The organism is Maridesulfovibrio sp. (genome assembly GCF_963677005.1).
Taxonomy (GTDB): Bacteria; Desulfobacterota; Desulfovibrionia; order Desulfovibrionales; family Desulfovibrionaceae; genus Maridesulfovibrio.
In genome coordinates, this window is record NZ_OY781616.1 from 3,235,886 (window position 1) to 3,261,471 (window position 25,586).

The window sequence follows — 25,586 nt, forward strand, 5'->3', positions numbered from 1 at the left end:
CTGATGACACAATCTATCGTAACGAAGCAATGGCAATAATGCCATCCGCCAGATGCGGGAAAGCTTTCCAAATATATTTTTCCTTAATGCGTGCCTTCATGGGAATACAAGCATTGGGATCACCCTTGCCGTGCCAGAGAAAGTCCTCGAAGTTATAACCAGCACCTTCAAGCGTTCTCCTTAGTGTCGTGGGCGAATAGTAGCTCCACTGGTCGGAATTACAATTTTCGACAGACCTTAGCATTGAGAAAAAGTTTTTGATCCAAAAAGCGTTTGGAACGCTTACAAGGACCTTGGTGTTGGGGCTAAGCAGCCTTCGCAAATTAACCAAAAATAATCTAGGGTCTCCGATATGTTGTAGAGCGTCACCAAAGACGCAAATATCGTAGTCAACTGCATCTACTTGCGGAATGGCAAAGGTGGGGTCCATGACATCGTAATAATATATGTTGTCAATGCCAACTTTTTTACACTCCTCAATTGCTTCAGAATTGATATCAATTCCTATTGTTTTTGCAGCAGTGTGGGTAATCTTATCATGAAGCATGATCCCGTTTTCATATTTCACCCTGACATTTTCAGGATGGTCGCAGGCTCCAACATGCAATACTGTTTTTCCTTTGCAAAGATTTAAAGTAAATTCATGTCGATTGCACACAGGCTTACGAGGAATGTTGTGGACGTGGATGATTTTCATCAGTCTCTCCGGTTGTTACAACTGGTTCAAAAAAGTTTTTATCTTGGGTCCAAGAGCGCGGACTGACCACTGTGAGTCGATCCATGCACGACTTATTTCACAGGTTTGCAGATACATTTTTTTGTCAGTAATGAGTTTTTTAAGGGCACAGTAGCAGTCTTCTTCGCTGGCAACACTGAAGACAGGTATGTCGGGAAAGAGGCTTTTTACTGAGGAACTCATGTTTGCAAGAGTCGGTTTTCCGCAGGCAAGCCCTTCAAGAGAGGTCTGGCTAACCATACCCCAGCCAACATGATCCACCACACAGTCAGCGTTTTGGTAGTATTCAATCATCTTGTGCTTTGTCACCATGCCGTGCCATTCTACAACATGTTCCATTTGAAGGTCGGAAATAAGCTGTTTACTATGTGCTAGATCGATTCCCCATTCCGCCATAATAATTTTAACATCGTGTTCAGTTGAAATTCGTTTAACTGCTTTGAGAAGCAGATCATTTGCCTTTGATTCATCTTTTTTGCTGTACCATAAGTGCCGTGCAGGGTGGTAGATGGTGAACTGTTCGTTGGAGCTGGCTTTTGGGGTGTAGATATCAGTATCTATGGGGTAATTAGGGAAAACCAAAGTTTTGTTTTCCGGAAAGTACCTACGTAAAATTTTGAGCATGTTATCATCAGCAGGAGTTATTATCCCCTTACATCTTTTTAATGCGCGTTTGAGAAGCATGGATAGAAATGAGTTTCCAGACAGCACTTCGCGTACATCACTTCCAGCGCACAGCCAAACATAGGGGATGGAAAGGCTGTTCATCAGGATAGGCCAGACGCCCATGGCGAACCCAAAGTCAAATTCTTTTTTTTTGCAAGCTGAACGTATACGGATAAAATTTTTTACATCACTTGCCGGATTGCGTTTGGTTATGGAGGATAAGTCGGATTCATTCAACAGTTTGCTGAAAGTGATGAAATCGACACCATTCTGAGCTTGCAGATTTTCCCAGGTGGGGTCGCAAGCACAGTCTAGTTCATTGTCCGAAATTATAAATTCGTTGCGTATTTCAACCGAATCAAGGCTTTTTTTGATGCGGTATCCCGCACCGGCAGTATTGCCAATGATTAGTGCTTTTTTGATCATAAACGGTGTCCCCGGGATCGTAATGTTATTGCCACCTGATTGTCGGGCGACAAATACGGTTGATATTGTCCATATGTAGATGACTACTTTTGATAATCCTTAGTGCTGCTAACACAAAATATTGCTAGCGTCGTGTTTAGATATATCTAGGCCTTATTTGAGATATTCATAATCCAGAGAACATACTCGTCCGGCTGTTTCACATGGTCTATTGTTTTTATTGCTGCACCTTTTATGGTGCACAGCCTTGTTGTCCATCGGTGTTTAGTTCGAAAAAATTATAAATTTCGTTCAATACATCTTGAACTTCATTATCCGTCATTTCATAATAAAGGGGCAGACGTATAAGTTGATCAGATACTCTGTCTGTATTAATCATTTCACCGCTGACGGTTCCATATTTAAGACCTGCAGGAGAAGAGTGCAGTGGAACGTAATGGAAAACGGTATTTATTCCACACCCCTTCATATAGTCAATAAACGCTGTCCTCTGTTCTAGGTCTCGGCAAAGAATATAAAAAAGATGTCCGTTGCACGTGCTGTTGTTGGTGACAACAGGGAGTCTGATCCCAGCTTCTTTAATAAGGGGTTTAAGGCCACGCTCGTACATCTGGAAAATCTCGCATCTGCGTTTAATTATTTTGGGTGCCTCTTCCATTTGAGCGTAAAGAAAAGCAGCCATTAGCTCGCTGGGAAGAAATGATGAACCGATATCAACCCAAGTATATTTATCTATTTGTCCCCTGAAGAATTTAGCCCTGTCGGTTCCCTTTTCCCTTATTATTTCAGCCCGTTCAAGCATCTTTGGGTTGTTGATTATCAGTGCTCCGCCTTCACCGCTGATAATATTTTTGGTTTCATGAAAGCTGATTGTCCCCAAATCTCCTATTGTCCCAAGGCTTGACCCGTTGTAGGTGGAGAGCAGAGCTTGAGCTGCATCTTCAATAACATATAAATTGTGTTCTTGTGCGACTCTCATAATCAAGTCCATCTCACACGGTGCACCTGCATAGTGCACAACAACTATTGCTTTTGTCTTTTCAGTTATTGCGTTCTTAATGAGTCGTTCGTCTATATTAAGAGTGTCGGAACGGATATCCACAAATACCGGCTTTGCTCCACGCAATACAAATGCGTTGGCAGTAGAGACAAATGTGAAAGAGGGCATGATTACTTCGTCCCCAGGCTTCAGATCGCATAGTATTGCGGCCATCTCTAAGGCTGCAGTGCAGGAATGGGTCAGCAATGATGCCGGGCACCCCAAAGTCGAGTTGAGCCACTTATGGCAGAGATCGGTGAATTGGCCGTCTCCAGAAAGACGCTCCTGCTTTGTTACCGCCTGGGCAATATAAAAAAGTTCTTTACCTACGATGAAAGGCTTATTGAACGGGATACGCATACTACATACCTGCTGGTTGAGTGGTAACGGTCCGCCCAACATGCATTCCAGTTTCGGTGTAGCTGGTTACTGTAAGCTTTAAGGACCGCTTTTTGCTACTTTTTAAGATCATCTCTCTACTCGTTTGTGCGAAAAAGTTCACTTTATGTTGTGGATATCTAGCGCACAGAAAAATATTTGTTGAGAGTTTGGACATACTTTTACTCCAGGAAAAGTTCCCTTTTAAGGAGCAAATACAATGTTAGGTTGTATTAATTTCATGTCTTCATTTTTTGTTAGGAAAAACTGAACAAAAAGTCAACGTGAAAAAATATCAATCGCTCAGCCTTTGTAGAAGTCGTACAAAGCGACTTATGGATGCGAAGATGAAAGCAATTCTCGATGCATTTTTTAAGGACGTATACGCGGGTTGCTTTCATCTTTTCCATTGTTGATGTTAGAATCATAACCTGCTGAATTAACGGGTGATCATAAAATACTAGAAACGGCTTCTTTATAAAGGACGGTTTTAATCCCTTGCCGGGAAATACTTTTAAGCATAATATTTAGTTTTCTGTTTTTGATTGCGTCATAGGGGTCGAAGTAGTGGGTAAGAAAGAGATTATATTCAACCACCGTATGCAGGGTCTTATCAAATTCATCTACAAATAGTCCGTCATCACCGAGAAAGGGATTACGCTTGCGCAGCATGTTCCAGGAATCGAAAATGGCCAGTGGAAAATGCAGGCTGCATCCGGTCGGAATTTCCATGATTCCATGTGAATGGATTGTTGGTGCACCGAACCCCTTGTATCCGCATGCTGCGGTGGAACTGCTGTATTTGTATCCGAGTTCCGCAAGAATGGGGTAAACACTCTCTGTATGCAGATTCCCGTAATGCGGCGTCCTGAATCCGATTACTTCGATTCCGAGTACTTTTCGAAAAGTATCATGAGCCCGTTCTATTTCTTCTTTTTGTTCAGAATAAGTGAGCTTGTTGAAATATCTATCCGGTGCCCAATGCGGGTTGTCCGGATGGGTGTAGGTATGGTTTATAATTTCGTGGCCTTCGGCCACGGCGCGTTTGTGGATATCCGGGTATTTTTCTACAAATTTTCCGATTACGGCAAGTCCGGCTCTGATGTCATGCTGTTTAAGCTTGTCCAGCAGTTCTGGGAATGCGGCAATATCTTCTTCGAAATCAAAGTCGAAGGTCAGGGCATAGGCCGCGCGTCCAAGTGGATTATTCTGTTTGCGCATGAATTTAATGAAAAATTCTTCCGGCCTGATGCGGTGGACGAGTTCTCTGACTGCGCGTGCGCTGATTCTGCCTGAGTAGGGGCGGATTAGGAAATCAGGATACATTTAGTCCGGCCTGCCGAAATATAAGTCGCGGTTATCAAGTATATGGTTGGCAAGGATCCTGCCGGAGTTTATTTTTTCATCTGCAAAATCTTCAGAGAAATCCAGGAAAAACTCGAAAGAGGCCCGGTAAGCTGCCGCAAGCACCATATATTTATCCTCTTTGCCGATTATGGGAGGATTATCAATGTGCCGAAGGATATCAAGCGGGTCGCCAAGTTCCTGAATGATGCCCGGAACTCCATACCAAGCATCCCCTATTGTGTATGCCGGGACGTCGTATATGAACGCCTCAAGTCCTACGGAACCGTTTATCGTCAGCACTGCGCATGCGTTTTGTATAAGCTCTTTACCGGGAAAAGAGATCGGGGCCAGCATCACGTTGGGCAGACGTAACATTTTTTCAAAATAATTTTTGCCCTGCCAGCCGTATCCGAATGGATGGGCCTTGATTACGATATTAAGGTCCGAAGGTCCGTGGACAGCCAGCTCCTCTATTATCTTCCACTGGTCCGCATATTTGGGAGCTGCCGATGTCGTGGTTGCCTCGGGCTGGTGAGACAGGAAGAAAAGAATATATTTCCCTGCTCGGTCAATGGAAAAATCCTGTGCCTGCCGGTGCAGGTAGAGCCTGTTTATTACACGTTTAAAACCGAATTTAAAATCCTTGATTCTGGATGGAATACGCTTCAATTCATTGAGGGTAATTATTTTTTGGGACGAATTCTTCAGATATGTCAGTGCCGGTTTATTTTCGCAAAAGGTATTGATTATCCCGTCCACAACCTCTTTTTCTTCTTTGGTCGGAGAAATGTTTTCATTGATATATTTTGTGAACAGCGCAGATTTTCTGGGAATTCCATAGGCGAGCAGAACTCTGTTGTCGAATGGTCCCGGTTTAATCAGAGTATGGTAAAAGCCGAATCCGAGTTTGCAGGACATTGCTTCGACCATTTGTAGCAGGATCAGATCAATGGTGTCGTGGAAAACAAATTTTAAGTTATACCGGCTTGTAATGGCGTTCATGAAGTTGAATGACTGCATGTACTGCGAGGCAATCCATTCACGTGAATGCCAGTAGTGTGAATAGTCGATGTTGGCTTCCTGGGCCAGTCGGCCATAATAAAAATAGTTTGAATACGAAAAGAACAGATTGAGTCCTGTTTTTTGCTCAGCCTGTTTCAGGTTAATCCAGAAATCCTTTGAATCCGTATCAGGGAGTTCTGGAAGGTTAACTCTGCTATACTCACCTTTGTAAACGATGTTTTCATTCTGCTCTAAAACGAGCACCGTGTAATCTTTGCTGAAAACATCTATCATTCCCTGCAGGTACGGTTCAAACAGTTTGCCGCGCCCGATCAAAAGGACTGCTTCGTCTTTACTCATCTTCTTTTTCCGCTCCATCCAGATTCGTGATGTCGCTCTGCGCCTTATTGTAATCCGCGAGCTGTCCGATATCCAGCCAGTATTCCATTACCGGGAAGCTGGTAACCGTCTTGCCCATAGCTATCAGGGCTTCGATCAGGTCGGTCATGTTTGTGAATTCGTCCGGCTTGACCATTTTCTGGACTTCGGGTTCCAGCAGGTAGATACCCGCGTTGACCAGAAATTTCTGGACAGGTTTTTCCTTCAGGCGGCAGATATGTGCTCCCTCGCACTCGATTACACCGTAAGGTATCTGGAATTCATACTGGCGGACTCCAACCGTTAACACGGAATCATGTTCCCTGTGAAACGCGAGCATTGCATTGAAGTCCACCTGAGTGAGGATATCACCGTTGATTACAAGCAGCGGGGTGTCCGGTTCCTCAATAAGCGAAAGAGCTCCGGCAGTTCCAAGAGGTTTGTTTTCGGATACATAGTTTATACTGACGCCGAATTTGCTCCCATCACCGAAGTGCTCAATTATTTTTTCCGGCATATAGTGGGTTGTTACATCAATATTTTCGATATGCGCTTCTTTCAACTGGTCTATGATACGTTCAAGCAGAGGGCGGTCTCCAACCGGAAGCATCGGCTTTGGCAGGGTTTCGGTGAGAGGCCGAAGTCTGGTGCCGAATCCGCCTGCCATAACAACGGCCTTCATGGACGGTGTGCTTTCATTGCAAAAACACATGTTATGGCGAAGAAGTATATCCACAACACGTCCTTGGCTGTCCACTAGGGGCAACTGATCTACCGTGAAGCTCTTCCCGTGGTCCATAAGAGCCAGAACTTCTTCAGGACCGCATCCTGCTGGTGCTGTGAGCGGATCTGTGCAGGCAATCTCCATACATGAAGATTCGAAAGGTATGCCAGACAGAAAAGCCCTGCGTATGTCTCCATCAGTTACGACTCCTTCCAACCTGTAATCCGGGGTACAGACAGTGAGAATTCCTACCCCGGCTTTGTTAAGCTTTTCCAGGCACTCTTTTACGGAAGTTTCCGGGGAGATTGTGATGCTGCGAAGAAGTTCTGATCTGTTGCTCATCTGTATCCTGTCTCGGAGATTAAACCCCGATTATCCCGGCACCGCTGGGAATGTTGATGACCCTTTTCTCAAGGGACTCTGCTACGTTCATGTCGCTCTTCGGGCAGTTTTCGTACATGGGCAACCGGTGCATGGCCGTCCACAGCGGACGCGTCATGTAGGCGGCTCCGTTGGTGGCTTCAAGTATTGAATCCCTTTCAGCTTCAAATCCTTTTTCAAGGATGATTGTGCAGAACCAGTAGTTGCTGCTGCACTGCTCGGGATCTTTCAGGAAGCGGACTCCTTCAACGTTCGCAAATGCTTCAACATATTTTTCAGCCAGCTTGCGTTTGCTGAGAAGGATTTCATCCAGCTTTTCCATCTGCGCGCAGCCCAGAGCGGCATTGATGTTGGGCATACGGTAGTTGTAGCCGACCATGTCGTGGAAATATTCCCATTTGTGAGGGACTTTCGCAGTGGTGGTCAGGTACTTGCACAATGCGCCCAGTTCTTCGTCATCGGTAAGTATTGCTCCACCGCCGCCTGTGGTAATGGTCTTGTTTCCGTTGAAGCTGAGCGAGGCGACTTTGCCGAATCTGCCGCAGTGCTTGCCTTTGTAAAATGATCCGATAGCTTCCGCCGCATCCTCAACCATGGGGATGGAGTACTTTTCACAAACAGCCAGAAGTCCATCAATATCGGAAGGAATTCCAAAAACATGCATGGGAACCAGAGCGGAAATTCTGCGGCCTGTTTCCTTGTTGAAACATTCGCTGTCACGGATTTCGGCAAGGGTGCTCAGGTGTGCGTCGAGTTTGTCTGCGTCTATCCCCAGGGTTGTTTCCTCGGAATCAACTATGTGCGGTATCGCTCCGGTGTAGGCTACCGCGTTGGCGGTGGCCACAAAGGTCAGTCCGGGGATGATTACTTCGTCTCCGGCTTTGACTCCGCCAAGCATCAGGGCCATGTGCAGTGCTGCGGTGCCGTTGGTTACGGCCACAGCACGTTTTGCTCCGGTGTAATCGGCGAGCATTTCCTCGAACCGGTCCACAAATTTGCCCACGGAGGATACAAAGGTGGTCTCGATGCATTCCTTTGTATATGCCAGTTCATTTCCCGGAAATACCGGCTCGTGCAGGGGGAGGAATCCTCCGCCCTGCGGGAGCACGGTTTTCATCGCGTCAAGAATATTGTTTGCGAGGCTCATTTAATCTCTCTTGTGAGGGATGTTGTAGTACTGCTGCCCCTCGGGGTCGCTTATTATGCCGAGTTCGACGATTTCTTTGATCTCGCGCATTCCTTCAGGAACGGTTTTGGTTATTTTGAAACCGAGGCGTTCCCTGATCTTGTCGTGATTGGCGCGATAGTCGCGGGGATCTTCGTCTTTTTTGACGTATTTTATGTCCGCTGCCGGGAAGAGTTTGGACAATTCGTCAGCGAGCATTTTCTTGGTATAGTTTTCCGCGGTGTCTCCTACGTTGAAGACATCGTAGGCAACCTTTTCCTTGGGGGCTTCAAGAACGGTCATCATCGCGTTGGTGAAATCAGCCACGTGGCAGTAGGGACGCCAGAACTGTTCTCCGAAAATAACCAGTTCCTTTTTCAGGGCGAGATCCTTAGTGAATTCGTTTACAGTCAGGTCGAAGCGCATGCGGTGGGACATGCCGTAAACAGTGGAGAACCTGAGTGATGTGGGGCAGAAAGCATCGCTCTTTTCCATCTCTTCAAGGAAGTATTTTTCGAATTTGACCTTGAGTTCAGCGTAAAGGGAAACCGGAGCCAGCGGAGTTGTCTCCACCACGTAGCCTTCAGGATCGGGCATCTTGCCGTAGTTGGAGCAGGTGGATGCGAATATGAAGCGTTCAATGCCAAGTTCCACACATTTGTCTGCAAGGTATACGGAAGCTCCCCAGTTGGTGCGCTTTGCCTCGTCGGAGTAAAGCTTGCAGGCCGGATCACCTACGATTGCCGCAAGATGGATAACGCCGTGCAGGTTGCTTTCAGCCATGATTTTATCCATGAGAGAAGCATCTGCAACATCCACTTTATGAAAAGTGAAATTGGGATGATCATATATATCGATCAGCGACTCGCCACCGAATTTGAGGGTATCAACGCAGACTACACCGTAGCCGTCGTTGAGCAGGCGGCGCAGAAGAATGGATCCTACATATCCGGCTCCGCCGGTGACAAGAATGTTTTTCATTTTGGCTCCTTGAAAAGTTTTTATTTATTCCCTGCTTGCAGGGGGGTGACTACGGCCGGTGATCCTTTTGCTACACAGTCGGCCGGGACATCCTTCAATACAAGTGAATTACTGCCGATAACCGCATTATCGCCTATGGTCAATTCTCCCAGAATCAGTGAGTTGGCAAACATGGTGACACCATTTCCGATGACGCTTCCTTTGCCATCGTCTTTTTTGTGCCCTATGGTGCATCCTTGATATATGGTAAGTCCTTTACCAATGGTATTTCTGCTGCCGATAACAGTACCCAGTCCATGCAGGATCAGCAGCCCCTCATCTATTTTTGAAGAGAAATAAAGCTCACAGCAACAGACTTCCCTCATCACCCAGTGCAGACAGCGCAGCACAGGGTGGTCCGGGGTTTTTTCGTAGAGGATTCTTCCAAGCCTGTACAGATACACAGGCAGTTCGTTTCTGTTGGCGGAGATTCTGGCAAAGACCTCTTCGGCAGTTATGTCATAATGATATTTCGAGTCCGCGACAGATTGATCCGCAGCATTCTTGATAATACCCGGATCAAGGAGCTTTGCATCGAAACCATAAGCCCTTGACAGGATGAAAGTCGTGAAGTCATGCAATCCTGTCGTGTGGTTGCTCATCTTATAGATTCCTTTTGTTCAGCATAAATTCTGCGTACTCAAAATCGTCTATGGAATCAATATCCGCTGAATATCGCCGTTCCATTTTATAACCGTACGTCTTCGGGCCGTAAAAGTCTCTAGTGAGCAGTTTTTCAAAACTAAGGACGAATACCGCGCCGTTTGGCAGATATTTGGGGCTCACACCCTGTCTGTTGTCGTTGGAGGCTTCATCAAATTCCTTGTTGATGCTGGTCAGCACCCCGTTTTCATCCATTCCTTTCACCCATTCAATCGGGTGGGGAAGTTCGCAGACACCGATAACCGCTTCCGCCTTTTTAGCGTGAAAAAGTTCAATTGCCCCGTCTATGTGTTCCGGCAGGCGCAAAGGTGAAGTCGGTTGCAGAATGCATAGTTCGTTTATGTCGTACCCGAACTCGCTGTTTAATCTGTTGACGGTGTAGATGTACGCGTCGTCCGCAATGGCTGTGTCCGAGGCGAGTTCCGCAGGACGCATGAAAGGAACCGAGGCACCGAATTTTGCCGCGATGCCGGCGATTTCATCATCATCGGTCGAGAGGATGATTTTATCAATGTGCCTGGCTGCGAGTGCGGCTTCCACCGTCCATCCGATCAGTGGTTTGCCCTGCAACGGTCTTATGTTCTTGCCGGGGAGGCCTTTGGAGCCTCCCCGCGCAGGGATTATCGCGATCATTTACCGCAGGTCCTCAAAGTTGACCGGGCGGTCGGCGTCGATATCTTTTGCCGCAGCCCTGCCGATGACCAGTTCCAGGTATTCCGGTTTGATGCCGGTCTGGGGGCGTTTGAAATCGATATTTTCAATGGTGACGATTTCGCCTTTTTTAAGCGGGGTTCTCAGAACAACGCTCTTTTTGAAGTCAACGATCTGTTTCTTTTCCCGTTCCGACACGACTCTTTTGTAGGAGCCGAGTGCCGTATGGATGCGTTTTGTTTCTTCAACAATGATTTTGAGCTCTTCCGGATTGGCGGATACGGCGTGGTCCCATCCTTCCATGTCCTTGTCCATGGTGAAGTGCTTTTCGATAACCGAAGCTCCCATTGCCGCGGCAGCGAGGGGGATAGAGTAGCCGAGGGTGTGGTCGGAATACCCGATGGGGAAATCGAAAAGACTTTTGAGCATGCTGATGTTCTTGAGGTTCACTTCCGCATCTTCTGGAGGATAGAGGGAAACGCAGTGCAGGATTACAAGCTGATCGTTGCCGTTTTCAGTCAGGATTTCAACTGCGTTTTCTATTTCGGCAAGTTTTGCAAGCCCTGTGGACAGAATCATTGGCAATTTCTTGGATGCTATATATTTGAGGAAGGGAATGCTTGTAACATCCTGGGAAGCGATCTTGATAAACTTCATCCCGCATTTTTCAATAAGGAAATCCAGTTCTACCTCGTTTTCGGGGGTGCAGCAGAAATCAATCTTTTTTTCCGCGCAATATCTTGCGAGTTCAATGAGGTCGTCCCTGTCCAGGCTGTACCTGCAGACATCCTCTTTCAGTCCTGGATTGTTTTCGTAGACCGTAGTGGAGCAGCACGATTCTACGGTAAAAGCCTGGAATTTTGCGCAATCGCAGCCCAGATCAATACATTTGTCCACCATTGTCTTGGCCAGCGCAAGGTCACCGTTGTGGTTGGCACCTATTTCGCTGATAATGTACGGACAACTTTCCTGAGTAATTTCACCGGAGCCCAATTTAACTGTAATCATGATTGTTTTCCTTGTATCAGTTTTTGGGCCACGCGGGTTGCGCCATGCCCGTCGATTAATTTTTTGCCTACGGCGGAGAGCCTAGGAATATCTTTAAAAAAGGAGTCACTAAAGCAGCCTGCAACAGAAGACAAGTCCGGATACAGGCCCAGATTGGGAAATCCTGATTTTTTTTCCAGATTATCCGCGTTTGCCAGTTGAACCTTGTTCTGGACGATATTCACTACCGGTACGCCCATGTGCAGCGCCTCGAAACAGGTGTTGTTGCAACAGGCGATCAGCAGGTCGTTCATCCCTATGAAATCATAGATTGATTCAAAGTTGGAGTAGTGAAAATGGAGATTCTCCGGGACGCTGCCTTCAAAATGTTCATCAATGAAGCTTTTAAACTCGAATTGGCTGCCTATGAGAATATTGAATTCGAATTTGTCCAGAAGGCTGGCCTGTTCCAGCCTGTATATCGTAAAGAAAAGGTTGTTGGTCTCATCCAGTGCTCCAAAGAATATCCCTATGGTAGAGACATGCGTGACATTTCGTTTGGCTCGCCCGTTCAGGCCGGGAACAATAAATAGTTCAAGCCCTGCGTGTAAGTCCTTAGCCTTTTTCTGAACGGCGAATGGAGCTATTATTTCCACATCTTGAAAAAGCTCAGGGTCGCGCAGGTCGGTCCACCAGAATGTTTTAAGTCCTTCAACCATGGGCAAAAAACGCTTGAGATAACCGGGATCATTTGTGTCGATGATCATCGTTCCGTTTTCAGGTATGGCGTCGATTACGGGGTGCCGCATTGTTTCGCCGACAAGTGATTTTTCAAGGATAAAGGCTGTGGAAAATCCATTCTCCTTTAAAATATCAGCTACTACCTGACAGCGGTATAGGTGCCCCCGACCATGATCCTGTGGAATGAAACAGAACATCTATTTACGCTCCAGACAGATATCAAAGGCATATTTATGCTGAACGAGTTTCTTGTCGGGATTTTTGAATTCAATCCTGTACCTGTCGGACAGAATGTCAAAATCCCTTTCATCAAACCAGGTCATTCTTTTTTCCCAGATTTCCTGCTTTTTTTTAAGTTCGTCCTTATCGGTAATAAAGTTTTCGTACCCTTTGATATAAGAATCTTTAAGGGCAATATCGGGTACATGTCCGATATAGGCCTTTTCTATGTCGGAGCCGTTCAGCTTTCGCATGAAATCCTTGGCGGTTTCCTTGTCTATGTACTGAAAAACAGCCCCGATGATGAGCTTGTTGAAGCCGGAAAGATCCGCATCGGCAAGTGCCCGGCATTCAAACGAAATATTTTTGATGTCCCGATAGTATCTTTTTGCCACTTTGATCAGGTTTTCCGAATAATCGAATCCCGTAATCCTTTTGCAGAAAGGAGACATAAAAGCGCAGATCATCCCGTTTGAGCATCCCAGGTCGAGAATGGAGTCTTCCGGGCATACCTTCAGGGCAGCATTGATCTCGCCGAGATAAATGGTCAGGTCGCTGAACCTGAAGCCGTTTCTTCCGAGCATGGCGAAATCATTGTCGGCAGACGCAATGCTTTCCCATTCCTTTTTCCAGTAATCACTCATAATGCACCCAGTTTTTCCTCAGGTGGTCATTGATTTCCGAAGGTGCCATATTGGCGATCATGTCTAGTATTGAAAGTCCTTCGACGAATTCCTTGCTGTTGTGCTGGACATAGGGCGTTTGCCTGTATGCCATGTACCGCAGGTTGATTCCGTTCTTGGCGAACAGTGTCTCATCCATATAATTTTTGCCGCCGGTCCCGCAAATATACTCATCGCCGTCAAGAAACCGGACGATTTTCACAAGGCGGTCTGTCGGAGAATCCACCTTGAATTCGGGCAATTGCTCCTCTTTTGTCAGAGTTGTTCCAATTCCGAGATAGCGGCAGATCAGTTCAACATTGCGTATGGCTATTTCGGAGAGGCTGTTGCTTTTAATTTCAAGGCTTTCAGCCATTAGTTCCATCAGTTGCTCATGAAAAGGATACTTTTTGTAATTATTGTCTATTGATTTTATATGCTTGATTCTCCATTTGTTGTCGAGAACCTCTTTTCTGCCGATAGGCGTGTCAAGCGGACTTTTCTTTACAGGGATGGTCAGGTGTGCCGCTTTTCCTGAAATCATTATTGTGTTGCGGTTTATTATGGAATTTTTCTGGTATTGCGCATTCTCAAGGAATACGAAACGGTCACTGCTAAGTATTTTGGCAAAATAACCGGGCCAGGGAATATACTGCGGCTGATGGATGGAAATTTTCATAGAACACCCTTGTCCCGCAGGATGGAATGGGTTTTCCTGTTGAATGGAAGCGATTTGTAAGTTTGTAGTGACATGGCGTTTTTCAGGTTGATTTTCATCTCTTTTGCCAGGTTCGGCTGGGCGGAATCCCGGCTGTCCATTTCAATATTCTTTTTCAGAAGTTCTTTTTCCAGTTTCGCGGTATCGGAAAATGTTATGGCCCTGAACAGCCCTTCTGAACCGCTGTTTTCAATTGTGACGAACTGCCGGTAAAAATCGAGCAGAGTTTTTTTGAACTCCTGGCGTTCAGCATGATTTTCAAGCTGTGAAAGGATCAGTGCCTGTATCATGCCGGAAACGTGAATATTGAACGGTATTCCCGATTCAGACCACTCGGCATAGGCCGGATTCACAACCTGACCGGCAGTTGCCAGGAATCCCCCGTTTCCTCCCGGTAGAGGCTTGGTGGAACCGAAAGAGCCGATAACGTAGTCGCTGAAAGCGCCGATTTTTTTCCGGCCTTCGTGCTGTGATCCGAAAGAAGATGAATAATCGCAAACAACAGGGATATCGCTATGCTCCTTCAGGAGTTTGAATTGCTCCACCTCAATCAGCGCACCGAACATGTGGGTTGCGATAATCGCTTTTGTGCGGGATGTTATGCTGGCGGAAATCGTCTCAGCCGAGGCCCGGAGGTCTTTCGCGCTTCTGATATCGCAAAGGACCGGGGTTCCTCCCAGAAATGTTATGGTATGGTAAACCGACCAGCAGTTTACTGCTGAAATAATTACCTCGTCCCCTTTCTCAATCCCGATATCCTTCAGCGCAAGGAGAAGCGCGATGCTCCCGGACGGAGTCGTTACAACGCATTCCTGTTGCACATACTGCCGGAGTTCATGACAAATCCTGGTTTCATATGAGCTGTTGAATCCGATGAATTCGTCTTTAAAGCACCTGGCAACCGCGGCTGCGTCCTCACTTCGCAGGTCCGGCCATGAGTGCGGAAGAATTGTCCGTGATTCCGCTGACATAATTCTACCCAATTATTTCCTTAACGAGCATGAACGATTCCGCATAGATGCAGTTGCATGCCCCTCCGCGAAAGCGGGCTTGCGCACGGATATTTCCTTCGCTTCGCGGAAAGGGAGGTTCTCCTGTTTCCGAATTGAAAATCTTCATTATTTCGCATTTGCGGTCCATGTGTCTGGTTACGTCCGCAAACACGTTGGGGATAAATCCCCCCAGTCCGATTGGCGCGGCGTATTCGGTTTCAGACGGGACTTCCATGCAGAGAATTTTTTTTATGAACGGATATCTGAAATTTTTTGTGCAGCTCATGGCCGCCTCGAATGCAATCCTGTGGTCGGAGTGCACATCGTTATAGAATGGTAGATAGACGATGTTCGGTTCAACTTCGGAAATCACGGAACAGATGCCGGATATGATTTTCCCCAGCGGAAGTTCGTCAAGACAGGATGTGGGCAGGTCAAGATTATGGACGGTATCGAATCCGTATGCCTCTGCAACGGATTTTATTTCCAGGGCACGCGCATCCATCTGCGGTCTTGAATATCCGAGTTCCTCGCGCATTCCGGTCAGTATTAGCCAGTGGATTTCATCACCTGCTTCCTTGTGCGCGAGAAGACTGCCTCCGCAGCCCAGAGTCTCGTCGTCCGGATGGACGGCAACTGCAAGGATTTTGTTCATGAAAAAATCTCCGCTTTGCCGCAATCTTGTTGTTGTTGTTCGTATTTTTTCAAGTCGGTTACAGGGGAAATAGTTCCATTTTCAACAAGATAGACTTTGTCACAAGATTTAATAGTTGAAAGTCTGTGGGCGATTATAATTATTGTCGTGTTTGAGTTCAATCCATACAGGTGGCTCATTATTTTTGATTCAGTAGCAGTATCTAGTGCTGATGTCGCTTCATCAAGAACTAGAATCGGAGGGTTACCGTACAATGCTCTGGCTATGGCAATACGCTGTTTTTGCCCTCCGGAAAGCAATTCTCCATTCTCGCCGACCGGAGTTTTTGTTCCTTCCTTGGAGTCGAGGAAATTTTTTAAGTTTGCCTTCTCAAGAGCTTCAATAACTTTGTTTTCGTCATATCTTCTTCCAAAAGCCACGTTTTCGCCTACAGTCGAATCAAAAAGAAACATGCTTTGTGGTATGTAGCCTACAAGGCTTCTCCAGCTTTTTAGGTTATCCGTTGTCAACTTCGTCCCGTCAATGAATATAGAACCCTTAAAATTTGAATACATGCCTATGAGAATGTCGGCGATTGTGCTTTTCCCGGCTCCGCTGGGGCCTATTAAAGCAACTCGCTCTCCTTTTTTAATAGCTAAGCTAATATCACTGAGTACCGGATGATCGTCATAGGCAAAAGAAAGATTGGAAAATTTTATTTCAGATTTAAAAGACAGTTGTTTGTTCCCATATTCCTCAATAGGACGATTCAAGTCATCAAAAATCAAATTCAGACTTACGTTGTTAAGTCGCATAGTGTTGTAGCTGGCCATAACCCTGTTAACAGATGGCAATAGGCGGTACAACGCAATTGCAAACATTGAAATTGTCGGAATTACCGATTCAGGATTTCCTTTAGAATAAATTACGTACATAATTATGCAAATTAGTATTGAAAAGCCGACACTCTCAAAGGCTAGGCGCGGTATGTGAGATATTGTTGCTGTTATAACTGAGCTTTCCATATAATGTTTGCCAGAAATGTTGAAATTTTCTTCAATGATGTTTTCACTTGAAGTTAGCTTAATTATTTTTAAGTTTTTTAACCCTTCAGAGATACTTTTATAATATCCTTTTAAATAAAAATGTATTTTTTCTCCTTCATAAGCCATTTTTTTGCTTATTGTTTTGAGAAATATTAATGCTTTAAAAGCAATAAATAAACTTAGAGCTAATGTTATTTTATAGTCTACTGTCATTAATGCTAAATATATGAAAGCAATGATGAACAATTCTGATATAAGGAGCATCATTGCTCCGTAGTATGAGGCTATTTGTTGCCTTTCAATGACTAGTTTTTTTGTTAATTCTGTTGTGTCCTGCTTTATAAAATCTATGTAGCATAGCCTAATGTATCTATCAAATAATTTTACGGCTATGTTTTGCGCAATTCCTTGTGTAAAACGCGACGTAATATACATGTAAAAAAGAGATACGCCATTTTTAAAAAAGTAAAAGAAAACAAGGCACGAACCAACTACAAGCACAAATTGCTGTGGAGAAGTGAAGGGGAATGTGTTGTAGATTTTGTTGATCCATTCATTTTTTTCTATTAAAGAAAAGTTGCTTGCAACTGAAATGAAGGGCATTATTGAGGAAATTCCGACAGTCTCCATGATTGATATAAAAATAGAGAAACAAGCCAAGAGGCAAAGCTGGCGTTTTTGTATCGCAGATAGCAGAGCCATTGTTTTTGCACGAGTACTAGTGCTTTTTGCGTCAGCCATGAATCCTACTCACCGATTTCATAGTCGTTCACATACCAGTCGACGGTTTTTCTGAGTCCGTCTTCAAGCGTTGTTTCCGGCTCGTAGCCGAGGATTTTTCCGGACTTGGAGACATCAGAAAGGCGGTCCTTTACCGCGTCCCAGTTGCGCCTTTCCTTGAAGACTATTTCGGATGATGACTCTGTGTAATCTATGATCATTCTGGCCAGGTCGATGATTCTGGTCGGTTTGCCGGTCCCTCCGTTGAATACGTCTCCGTCCGTGACTTCCGAAAGGGCGGCCAGGGTCAGGAGCTGGGCGGTGTTGCCTACGAAGGTGAAATCGCGGGTTTCGGTTCCGTCGCCGGTGATGAAAAGCGGTTCGCCCTTTATGGCCCGCACGATGAAATTGGGGATAACGTTGCGGTACGCGCCGTGCGGTTCATAGGGCCCGTAGGTGTTGAATACCCGGATGGAGACAGCCGGGATATCGTACATGGACGAATAGTATTTAACGTAAAGCTCGGCCGTGTATTTGTTGATGGCGTACGGGGTTTCGTGAGGATAGATGTAATCCTGCTCGTTCATGATGGCAGCGTTGCCGTATACACATGACGAGGAAGTGTAGACGAATTTCTTGAGCGCTTCGTTATCCTTGGAAATTTCAAGCAGGTTCATGGTTCCGATAATATTGGCCTGAACGTCCTTGAACGGATGATCCACGGAATTCTGGTTGGCGAAATGGGCGGCCAGATGGAAAACGTAGTTCGGCTTGAACTCCTCCATTTCCTTACGGTAGGATTCCATAACCCCGATATCGGCTTTCAGGAAGACTATACGGTCGTCATCCGGAAGATAGTTTTTGTACCCCGAAGAGAGGTTGTCGATAACCATCACGGAGCCGACTCCGCCAGCGAGCATTCTTTCGATCAGGTTCAGTCCAATGGCACCGGCACCGCCGGTTACGAGCACTTTAGCATTCTTCATCTATGAGGGCCTCACGAATCCTGTCGTAGTTGTTGTTCATGTTGTAAAAATCTTTCGCCCCGTCGATGAGGGCGGAGGAGTCCGCTTTTTCCATGCGCCGGATCAGGGCCGCTATGGAAGGGACGTCCGCACTGTCTGCCACGAGAAGTTCTTTCTGGATATCCCGGATTATGTCTGTGGTGGTGGATGAAAGGGGGGTCAGCGCAGCAACCGGTTTCCCTGCACCGATATAATCGGCCAGTTTAGAAGGAAAAAACGGGGAATTTTTCAGCGGAGCATCAATGACCATAAGGATGTCCGCTTTGGACAGAACGTCAATTGATTGCAGGTACGGCACCGGTTCGAAAATTTTGATCAGGTCCGGACATTTTTCTTCCGCCAGTCTGCGTTCATCGTCTTTCATGCGTCCGTAAAAATGAAATTCAAGATTCGCAGGACGAACCTTGTCCACGGCCTCGATAAACGGAGCTATGGAGCGCAGTCCGTATATGTTCCCGGTGTGGGCCACGATCTTTTTTTCAGGCGTGTGCTGTCTGCGGGTGTAGAGGTCCGGATCAAATACGTGGGGCAGAACCGCTATCTTATCTTTTGCGGCACCAAGTCCTTTTATGAGAAGATCTTTGGTTTTTTCCGAGGTGACAGTTATCCTGTCGGCACGTGAGATGACCGCTTTTTCGTAAAGCTTGTTGATGCCGCGCTGCAGACCGGTGCGATATGAAATGTACGGGTTCAGCGTCCAGGGGTCCGAGAAATGCGCGGTCCAGTGCATATCGCGATCGGTTTCTTTGACGGCCAGTCCCGCAAGATGGTTCACCAGCGGCGTGGAATGGGTGTACAGGGCGTCAATCTTAAATTCTTTGATAAGTTTGATCGCCGTGGTCGCTGCGGGAAATTTCCACCAGAATTTGCGGTCGGTAATTTCAAGTCCGCCGCAGAGATAATGCAGCCATTTTTCCCCCGGAATTCTGTTGATGCGGTGGACAGTCAGGTTTTCGTGATCCCTGCCCAGTTCCGGGTCCATAAATTCGAAATCAGGATTTTCACAGGCTGTGAGTACGTGCACCCGGTGTCCGTTGCGGGCCAAGGCCAATGCTCTGCGCTGAACCTGAATGGACTCGGGGGAAAGTATCGGTGGAAAATCGTACGCTATGAAAAGGATTGACTTTTTCATTCTATGCAGATCGATTTTGCATTATTTGTTTGTAAAGTTCAGCGTAACGCAATTCTGTTTGCTGCGGATTCCAGTGTTTGTGCGAGTATTTGAGGGCTTTTTTCCCCAGATCTTCGCGGTAATCCATGTTTGCCAGCCTTTTGATTGCCATGGAGTACCCTTCAAAAGAATTGTTTACAAGCTCCATCCAGCCGTCTTCGAATTCAGGCACCTGATTTTCCATCCGTTTGTTTACCACTACAGGCAGGCCGCACAGGGATGCTTCCAGTACGGTTTTGGGGATTCCATCGTAGTCGCTGTGGATGGCGAATACGTCAAAATCTGGGCTCATCTCGCAGAGTTTTTCATTGCTGATGGATTGGATGAAGGTGACCTTACCCGGGCCTTGTGCTTGTTCTGCCCTGTCCATAAGTGCCGGCCGTAAGGGACCGTTGCCAACAACTGTAAGGTGAGCGCCCTCAGCAATTGCTGCATCTATAAGATATTCCGGGTTCTTGCCCGGAATAAGCCGACCTACGGATAATATTTTTAAAGCTGTGTCAGCCGTGTAATCGGATTTAATCCTGATTTTATCTGGTGTGACAGTGTTGTATATGGTTTCGTAATTTTTAGGATTGCGTCGATTTACGTATGGAATCAGTGACTTATACACGCCGACTACATAATCTGCATTTTTGAGGGTTACATTCTCAACCGACGCGGTGAAATGATAGTAGAGAAAATTTTTCCAACCGAAACTCAGGTTGCTTCGGTTTTCGTCCGGATGCGTATGCAGGGAAACAATGTAGGGAATCCCAAGCTCTTTTTTTATTTCCGATGCAATAAATCCGTTAATGTAATTACCGTAACAACGGATGACATCCGGTTTTATTTTTTTGGCAAGCTCAACTCCTCCGGCAGCCCAGCCCTTGAGCAGGGCCGGGCGCCAGAAGAGTGATGTTATGAGCAGCTTTTTGGATGCGGGCAGATTGTGGATGTATAATCTGGCATCGCCCGCCATTTTTTGGAGTTTTTCAGGGGTTGGACTGTCTTCATTGGTCATCAATATATGCACTTCATCAAACTCCCCGCCCGGGTTGTAGTAGCGGGAAGTCATCTCGCCCTTGTTTTCAAGGTGAGAGAGTCTGTCTGTGATGATATTCAAGAGGACTTTGCCCATTAATTCCGCCTTTATGACTGCTTGCACAGAGAAAGTTTTCCATCTTTCTCTTCATATTTACTGTTGCAACGGACGCATTCAAGGGACTGTGGCAGAATTTCTCCGCACTGGCAGGCCCAGCCGATTCTTTTTGCTGGAGATCCGACCATGAGGGCATAGTCCTGAACATCTTTGGTTACAACGGAACCGGCCCCTATAAGAGCGTAGTTTCCTACTGTGTTGCCGCAAACAATTGTGCAGTTGGCCCCGAGTGTTGCGCCTTTTTTTATCAGAGTTTCACGCACTTCATTCATACGTGCTACGTGTGCGCGGGGATTGTATACATTGGTGAAAACCATGGATGGCCCACAGAAGACGTCGTCTTCAAGAGTTACACCTTTATATACGGAAACGTTGTTCTGGATCTTGCAGCCGTTACCTATTTTGACGTTCGGACCGGCTACGACATTCTGGCCGAGGTTGCAGTTGGTGCCGATGGTCGTGCCGCCAAGGACATGGGAGAAATGCCAGATTTTGGTCCCCTCGCCTATCTCCACGTTCTGGTCGACTATGGCTGTTTCGTGAACCATCACAGAAGGCTTGCCTTCTTTTTGGGTCAGGGTGACTTCGCAGCCGTTTTTGTTGAGTGAAGCCTGGGCTCCATTCAGGACCTTAAGTACACGCAGGCCTTCGGCTCCATCTGTTCTGGGGTGTGTTCCTGAACCTATGCATTCAAGGAAATGTTTGCATTCCAGAAAAAGAGGTTCATCCTGAGGGATTGTAACTTTTTCCGCTTCAGCTTTGCTCGGCACCGGTATGTTGTTTTCCCATTCCACCTTGTGTGGGTAGAGCAGGAGCTTTTCATCCCAGGGCAGGGTATCGTCAAAGACGGCCATTTTTTTGTCCCCGACAACAACCAGTTTCTGCTCCTTGAAAGGGTGCAGCCATGAAACGAAAATGTGCGCCTTGATTCCGCTGGGGAATTCAAGATGCGTAGTGGTAACATCCGCAATGTGCTTGTGCAGATAGTTCCCGCCGGTTGCGATTACTTTTTCAGGCTCTTCCCCTGCCAGAGCAAGAATCATGGATATATCATGCGGTGCAAATGACCACAGGATATTCTCTTCTCTTCTGATCTTGCCGAGGTTGAGCCTGTTGGAATAAATATAGTTGATACGGCCAAGTTCTCCAGAATGGACCATTTCACGCAGTTTTACGAAAATGGGGTGATACTGGAGCAGGTGACCGACCATTAGTATAAGATTATTTTTTTGAGCAATACCGATAAGCTCTTCGGCATCCTTTTCGCTTAATACCAACGGCTTTTCCACGTATACGTGTTTGCCTGCAAGCAAGGCTTCTTTTGCGAGATTGAAATGTGTTTCGGCCGGGGTGGCAATTACCACCCCGTCAATTTCCTCGCTGGAAAGCACTTCGCTGTATGAAAGCACCGTTTCAATGTCCGGGTACTGTGCGCGAAAGGTGTCCAGAGTGTCCTTGTTGGTGTCGCATATCATTTTCAGCGAACCGGTCCGGGCGTAATTGCGGACAAGGTTTTTGCCCCAGTAGCCTGAACCTACGACAGCGATTTGTTTTCCGCTCATCAGGAGCCCTCCCTAGGCGTTGCGGATTGCTTCCGCAATCATTTCCTGGGTTTCTTTTTCAAGATAGGGGTGCATGGGAATGGCGAAAATACGTTTGGCTGCGTCTTCGCTTACGGGAAAATCACCGGCCTTATATCCGAGGTCTTTGAATGCGGTCTGCATGTGCAGGGGAATCGGGTAGTAGATCGGTGAGGGAACACCTTTTTCTTTTAGCGCGGCCTGGATGCGGTCACGGTGTTCGCTGTCCGTGGCCATCGGGCAGTACTGAGCCCATACAGATCTATATCCTTCCGGAATGCTTGGAACAGTCAGTCCTTCAATGTCGCCGAGGAGTTCGGCATATGTTGCCGCAACCTTGTCCCTAAGTTCTACTTCTTCAGGGAAAACATCGAATTTTGCATGCAGAATGGCAGCCTGCAGGGTGTCGAGGCGACCATTTATTCCAAGGCGAACGTTGTCATATTTGTCGGGACCCTGTCCGTGAACGCGGTGAGAACGAAGACGTTTGATCAGTTCATCGTCATCGGTAAAGCACATGCCGCCATCTCCGTATCCGCCAAGAGGTTTGGCCGGGAAAAAGGATGTGCAGGTGATGTCTCCTAGCGAGCAGGCTCGTTTGCCTTTGTATTCGCCTCCGAATCCCTGAGCGCCGTCTTCGATTATGAAAAGGCCGTGTTTGTCGGCAATTGCTTTAATTGCGTCGTAATCGGCGGGAAGTCCGAAAAGGTCAACCGGAATAATTCCTTTGGGAGTCAGCCCGGCGGTCTCCGGCATGGCAACGCCATTGTCGGCACCCTTAAAAGTTTCTATTGTCTTTTCAAGCTGTTCAGGATCGATATTGAAGGTGACAGGATCAATATCAACGTAGATCGGGGTTGCGCCAAGAACGGCGATGGCTTCTGCTGTTGCGAAGAAGGTGAACGGGGTAGTGAAGACTGCATCACCCGGTTTTACGTCCAGAGCCATGAGCGCCAGGGTCAGTGCGTCCGTTCCGGATGCGCAACCCAGTGCATGCTTTGTTCCGCAGTATTCGGCAAGAGATTTTTCAAGGGCCGGAATCTCCGGGCCCATGATATAGGCTCCGTGTTCAAGCACGGCATCCATGTTGCTGCGAACCTGGGATTCAATGCGGCTAAACTGTTTTTTAAGGTCGATAAAAGGGATATTCATGAGATTATTCTCCGTTAAAGGCACATGCTTATGTGTTTTAGACAACCTTCCAATTTGGTCGTCTTAAATAAATGTCGCGGGTTTTTTCAAATTCATCCGTGTTCAGGACCATTATTCTTATCTTGCGTTTTATGGCTTCTTCAGCCTTAAGGCAAAGGTCCCCGATGCGATTGGTATCGGTTTCGTCTCCGATAATGAGAACATCAATGATCCCGGAGTCGATTCCTTTGGCGTAATCATCCAGTATGTATACGGAATCAACGTCACCTATTGTGGAAAGGATGTATTCAAGAATCTGGTCAATGCCGATGTACTTGCGGACGATTGAACTTATTTCAGGGAAAAACGGATGGGTCGAGTTGGCGTTGTAGTAAATGTAACGCCCTTCTTTTTTCTTGTTCAGGTATCCTGCGTCACTTAGACCATCAAGTTCCTCTTTCATTGCATTCGGGGAAACATTGAATTCCGCCGCCAGTTCTCGTAGATACGATGAAACATCCGGGTTGAGAAAAAGCTTGAGCAGAAGCTTGATTCTTGTCTTTGATGTAAATAGTTCTTTCAACATGATGTGTTTTTGTTAGGTTATTCTGAACGAACTGTCAACGGAGACTTATTTTAAAATTCGGACCGCGTTATGTCTGATAAGTAAACTCATTAACTTGTCGAAGTTTCTTGCAATCTGATTGAATTTCTTCTGATCATCGTTTGAATTTGTAAATGGTTTTTTGTAAATATCTTCAAACGTTTTTAATAATATTTTGAACACAACAATTTTGCTTTCCGTGTTTTCTACAAGGGAGGCGATGTCATCCGGTATTTTCATTTTCGCCCCGTCTAATTGGATGAATTTCCGGTTGTTATGTTCGAAAAGTAACTGGTTTGCAGGAATGCATATGAAAACTCGGGCTGTCTGGAGCAGTCCATTATGGTAAAGTGTTCGTTGCAGCTTCAGGCAGTTTTGAAAAGCGGTGCTGTTAAGCGGGTTTGAATATAAATTAGCCAGTAGCTCTGCGTGGGTTGCAAGAGGGGAGCCTTTGTATTCTTTTGTCAGGAAATCTGTAAGTTCCCTATTTCTTGCATCGACGGCAATGCTGAATACGGACTGATCATAATGTCTCATGGCTGTCCTGTCCCCGTTTATATAAAACGGGTCCGCGCCACCGTTCAGGAGCATTTTTATGATTTCAAGGTCCGGTGAAAAGTCAGCCGCCAGCAATAGCGGAGTCGTTCCGTATTCATGTTGAAGATTGGGATCAGCCCCTAGCAGCAGAGCGTTTTTTACCGCATCCCTGTTTCCGGACATGACGGCCTGTTTCAGGCATTTGGAAATGATAATTCCATCGTGCATTTCCTTTTCTTTTCTGCTTAGCAGGAGTTTCAGTATATTTAATTTATTAAGGAGAAATGCATCCGTAATAAGTTCAAGTTTGTTGTATCCGATCTTGTCAAGGTTGTTGTATAATTCCAGAAAAAGGTCTTCCCTGCCGTTTCGCAGAAGATTGTCTGCAACAATATACGCCTGAGGAACGTCTCTCTGATCGCGCAGATTCTTTATCAATTTGTTCTTATTTATATGTTTAAAGTCAATATTGGCAATTGCTTTGGTGGCAACAGGCTGCTGGAATAATTTTTGATTGTTCCAGATATCAGCACTCATGACTTTTTTTAATCCCGCACTATTAAGATGTGATGGATCTGAAAAAAGCGCCTCGTGTCCTGTTATGTCCCTGCAATTGTAATAATTGTAAAAACCATTGCATGCTTTTGCTGTTCTTGAGAAAATTGTTTCAAGGACTTCCTGTTGATCGGGATTGAATGTGGTATACCACGGTAAAGTGAAGAATGTGATAGGAATTTTTTTGTCGTCGCAGAATGTGTATACTTTAGAAATATTTTGCAGATAAAATGGTGTCACCAAGTGACTTGAAAAGATTACATTGTTGTTTTTGAATTCGTCCGAAGACTTGTGCAAAACTCCGAACTCATCAATGGTATTCGGTGCTGAGCTTGAGTTGTCAGCGGATATGTTGGCTGCAACACAGTTCCAGCAATCCTTGATTTTGTCAGGATTGATATTCCTGATTTTGGATAATTGCTGGGTAAAGCTGTTTTTCAGTGCCGGGTCAGAATTCGTGTAGCTGAATCCGTTTATGTCGATAAGAAAATATATGTGGCTGACATTGCGCAACTGTTCTGCGTTCAATGAATTGAGAAATGCCAGC

At 46.1% G+C, this 25,586-nt stretch carries 24 protein-coding genes; all 24 read right to left on the reverse strand.

Annotated features, from left to right (window positions below):
* Nucleotides 1-13: 13 nt before the first annotated feature.
* The gene (locus tag ACKU4E_RS14335) at nt 14-697 is read right to left on the reverse strand and encodes a methyltransferase domain-containing protein (RefSeq protein ID WP_320171762.1); all 684 of its coding nucleotides are present in this window, start codon (nt 695-697) and stop codon (nt 14-16) included.
* Between the two features lie 15 nt (nt 698-712).
* The gene (locus ACKU4E_RS14340) at nt 713-1,828 is read right to left on the reverse strand and encodes a glycosyltransferase (protein WP_320171763.1); all 1,116 of its coding nucleotides are present in this window, start codon (nt 1,826-1,828) and stop codon (nt 713-715) included.
* A gap of 232 nt (nt 1,829-2,060) precedes the next feature.
* A complete protein-coding gene (gene rffA / locus ACKU4E_RS14345) occupies nt 2,061-3,227 on the reverse strand; it encodes a dTDP-4-amino-4,6-dideoxygalactose transaminase (RefSeq protein WP_320171764.1) in 1,167 nt (388 codons plus the stop codon).
* 468 nt (nt 3,228-3,695) lie between these two features.
* On the reverse strand, nt 3,696-4,571 hold the full coding sequence (locus ACKU4E_RS14350; protein ID WP_320171765.1) for a polysaccharide deacetylase family protein: 876 nt from the start codon (nt 4,569-4,571) through the stop codon (nt 3,696-3,698).
* Complete coding sequence (locus tag ACKU4E_RS14355; RefSeq protein ID WP_320171766.1) at nt 4,572-5,954, reverse strand: hypothetical protein; 1,383 nt, start codon at nt 5,952-5,954, stop codon at nt 4,572-4,574.
* Nucleotides 5,947-7,038: a nucleotidyltransferase family protein gene (locus tag ACKU4E_RS14360; RefSeq protein WP_320171767.1), complete on the reverse strand. Its 1,092-nt coding sequence runs from the start codon at nt 7,036-7,038 to the stop codon at nt 5,947-5,949. The genes ACKU4E_RS14355 and ACKU4E_RS14360 overlap by 8 nt, the downstream gene beginning before the upstream one ends.
* 19 nt (nt 7,039-7,057) lie before the next feature.
* Nucleotides 7,058-8,224, reverse strand: a complete 1,167-nt coding sequence (locus ACKU4E_RS14365) for a LegC family aminotransferase (RefSeq protein WP_320171768.1) — start codon at nt 8,222-8,224, stop codon at nt 7,058-7,060.
* Complete coding sequence (locus tag ACKU4E_RS14370; RefSeq protein ID WP_320171769.1) at nt 8,225-9,223, reverse strand: NAD(P)-dependent oxidoreductase; 999 nt, start codon at nt 9,221-9,223, stop codon at nt 8,225-8,227. It lies immediately after the preceding gene.
* Between the two features lie 20 nt (nt 9,224-9,243).
* Entirely contained in the window at nt 9,244-9,864 is a 621-nt protein-coding gene (locus ACKU4E_RS14375; RefSeq protein WP_320171770.1) for a serine acetyltransferase, read from the reverse strand.
* Nucleotide 9,865: 1 nt separating this feature from the next.
* A complete protein-coding gene (locus ACKU4E_RS14380) occupies nt 9,866-10,558 on the reverse strand; it encodes an acylneuraminate cytidylyltransferase family protein (RefSeq protein ID WP_320171771.1) in 693 nt (230 codons plus the stop codon).
* Nucleotides 10,559-11,584 carry an N-acetylneuraminate synthase family protein gene (locus ACKU4E_RS14385; protein ID WP_320171772.1) on the reverse strand — a complete coding sequence of 342 codons (1,026 nt, stop codon included), beginning with the start codon at nt 11,582-11,584 and terminating at the stop codon, nt 10,559-10,561.
* Nucleotides 11,581-12,501 carry a hypothetical protein gene (locus tag ACKU4E_RS14390; protein WP_320171773.1) on the reverse strand — a complete coding sequence of 307 codons (921 nt, stop codon included), beginning with the start codon at nt 12,499-12,501 and terminating at the stop codon, nt 11,581-11,583. The genes ACKU4E_RS14385 and ACKU4E_RS14390 overlap by 4 nt, the downstream gene beginning before the upstream one ends.
* Nucleotides 12,502-13,167 (reverse strand): class I SAM-dependent methyltransferase, encoded by a 666-nt coding sequence (locus ACKU4E_RS14395; RefSeq protein WP_320171774.1) that lies wholly within the window; start codon nt 13,165-13,167, stop codon nt 12,502-12,504.
* Complete coding sequence (locus ACKU4E_RS14400) at nt 13,160-13,864, reverse strand: WbqC family protein (protein ID WP_320171775.1); 705 nt, start codon at nt 13,862-13,864, stop codon at nt 13,160-13,162. The genes ACKU4E_RS14395 and ACKU4E_RS14400 overlap by 8 nt, the downstream gene beginning before the upstream one ends.
* Nucleotides 13,861-14,874 carry an aminotransferase class V-fold PLP-dependent enzyme gene (locus ACKU4E_RS14405; protein ID WP_320171776.1) on the reverse strand — a complete coding sequence of 338 codons (1,014 nt, stop codon included), beginning with the start codon at nt 14,872-14,874 and terminating at the stop codon, nt 13,861-13,863. Before ACKU4E_RS14405 ends, ACKU4E_RS14400 begins: the two co-directional genes overlap by 4 nt.
* A gap of 4 nt (nt 14,875-14,878) precedes the next feature.
* Nucleotides 14,879-15,550, reverse strand: a complete 672-nt coding sequence (locus ACKU4E_RS14410) for a PIG-L deacetylase family protein (RefSeq protein ID WP_320171777.1) — start codon at nt 15,548-15,550, stop codon at nt 14,879-14,881.
* Nucleotides 15,547-17,316 carry an ATP-binding cassette domain-containing protein gene (locus ACKU4E_RS14415; protein ID WP_320171778.1) on the reverse strand — a complete coding sequence of 590 codons (1,770 nt, stop codon included), beginning with the start codon at nt 17,314-17,316 and terminating at the stop codon, nt 15,547-15,549. Before ACKU4E_RS14415 ends, ACKU4E_RS14410 begins: the two co-directional genes overlap by 4 nt.
* 5 nt (nt 17,317-17,321) lie before the next feature.
* The gene (locus ACKU4E_RS14420) at nt 17,322-18,281 is read right to left on the reverse strand and encodes an NAD-dependent epimerase/dehydratase family protein (protein WP_320171779.1); all 960 of its coding nucleotides are present in this window, start codon (nt 18,279-18,281) and stop codon (nt 17,322-17,324) included.
* Complete coding sequence (locus ACKU4E_RS14425) at nt 18,268-19,452, reverse strand: glycosyltransferase family 4 protein (RefSeq protein ID WP_320171780.1); 1,185 nt, start codon at nt 19,450-19,452, stop codon at nt 18,268-18,270. Before ACKU4E_RS14425 ends, ACKU4E_RS14420 begins: the two co-directional genes overlap by 14 nt.
* 1 nt (nt 19,453) lies before the next feature.
* A complete protein-coding gene (locus ACKU4E_RS14430; RefSeq protein WP_320171781.1) occupies nt 19,454-20,611 on the reverse strand; it encodes a glycosyltransferase in 1,158 nt (385 codons plus the stop codon).
* A gap of 11 nt (nt 20,612-20,622) precedes the next feature.
* Complete coding sequence (locus ACKU4E_RS14435; protein ID WP_320171782.1) at nt 20,623-22,194, reverse strand: Gfo/Idh/MocA family oxidoreductase; 1,572 nt, start codon at nt 22,192-22,194, stop codon at nt 20,623-20,625.
* Nucleotides 22,195-22,206: 12 nt separating this feature from the next.
* On the reverse strand, nt 22,207-23,364 hold the full coding sequence (locus ACKU4E_RS14440) for a DegT/DnrJ/EryC1/StrS family aminotransferase (RefSeq protein ID WP_320171783.1): 1,158 nt from the start codon (nt 23,362-23,364) through the stop codon (nt 22,207-22,209).
* Nucleotides 23,365-23,401: 37 nt separating this feature from the next.
* Nucleotides 23,402-23,929 (reverse strand): winged helix-turn-helix domain-containing protein, encoded by a 528-nt coding sequence (locus tag ACKU4E_RS14445; RefSeq protein WP_320171784.1) that lies wholly within the window; start codon nt 23,927-23,929, stop codon nt 23,402-23,404.
* A 45-nt stretch (nt 23,930-23,974) separates the two neighbouring features.
* On the reverse strand, nt 23,975-25,552 hold the full coding sequence (locus tag ACKU4E_RS14450; RefSeq protein ID WP_320171785.1) for an ankyrin repeat domain-containing protein: 1,578 nt from the start codon (nt 25,550-25,552) through the stop codon (nt 23,975-23,977).
* Nucleotides 25,553-25,586: the final 34 nt, after the last annotated feature.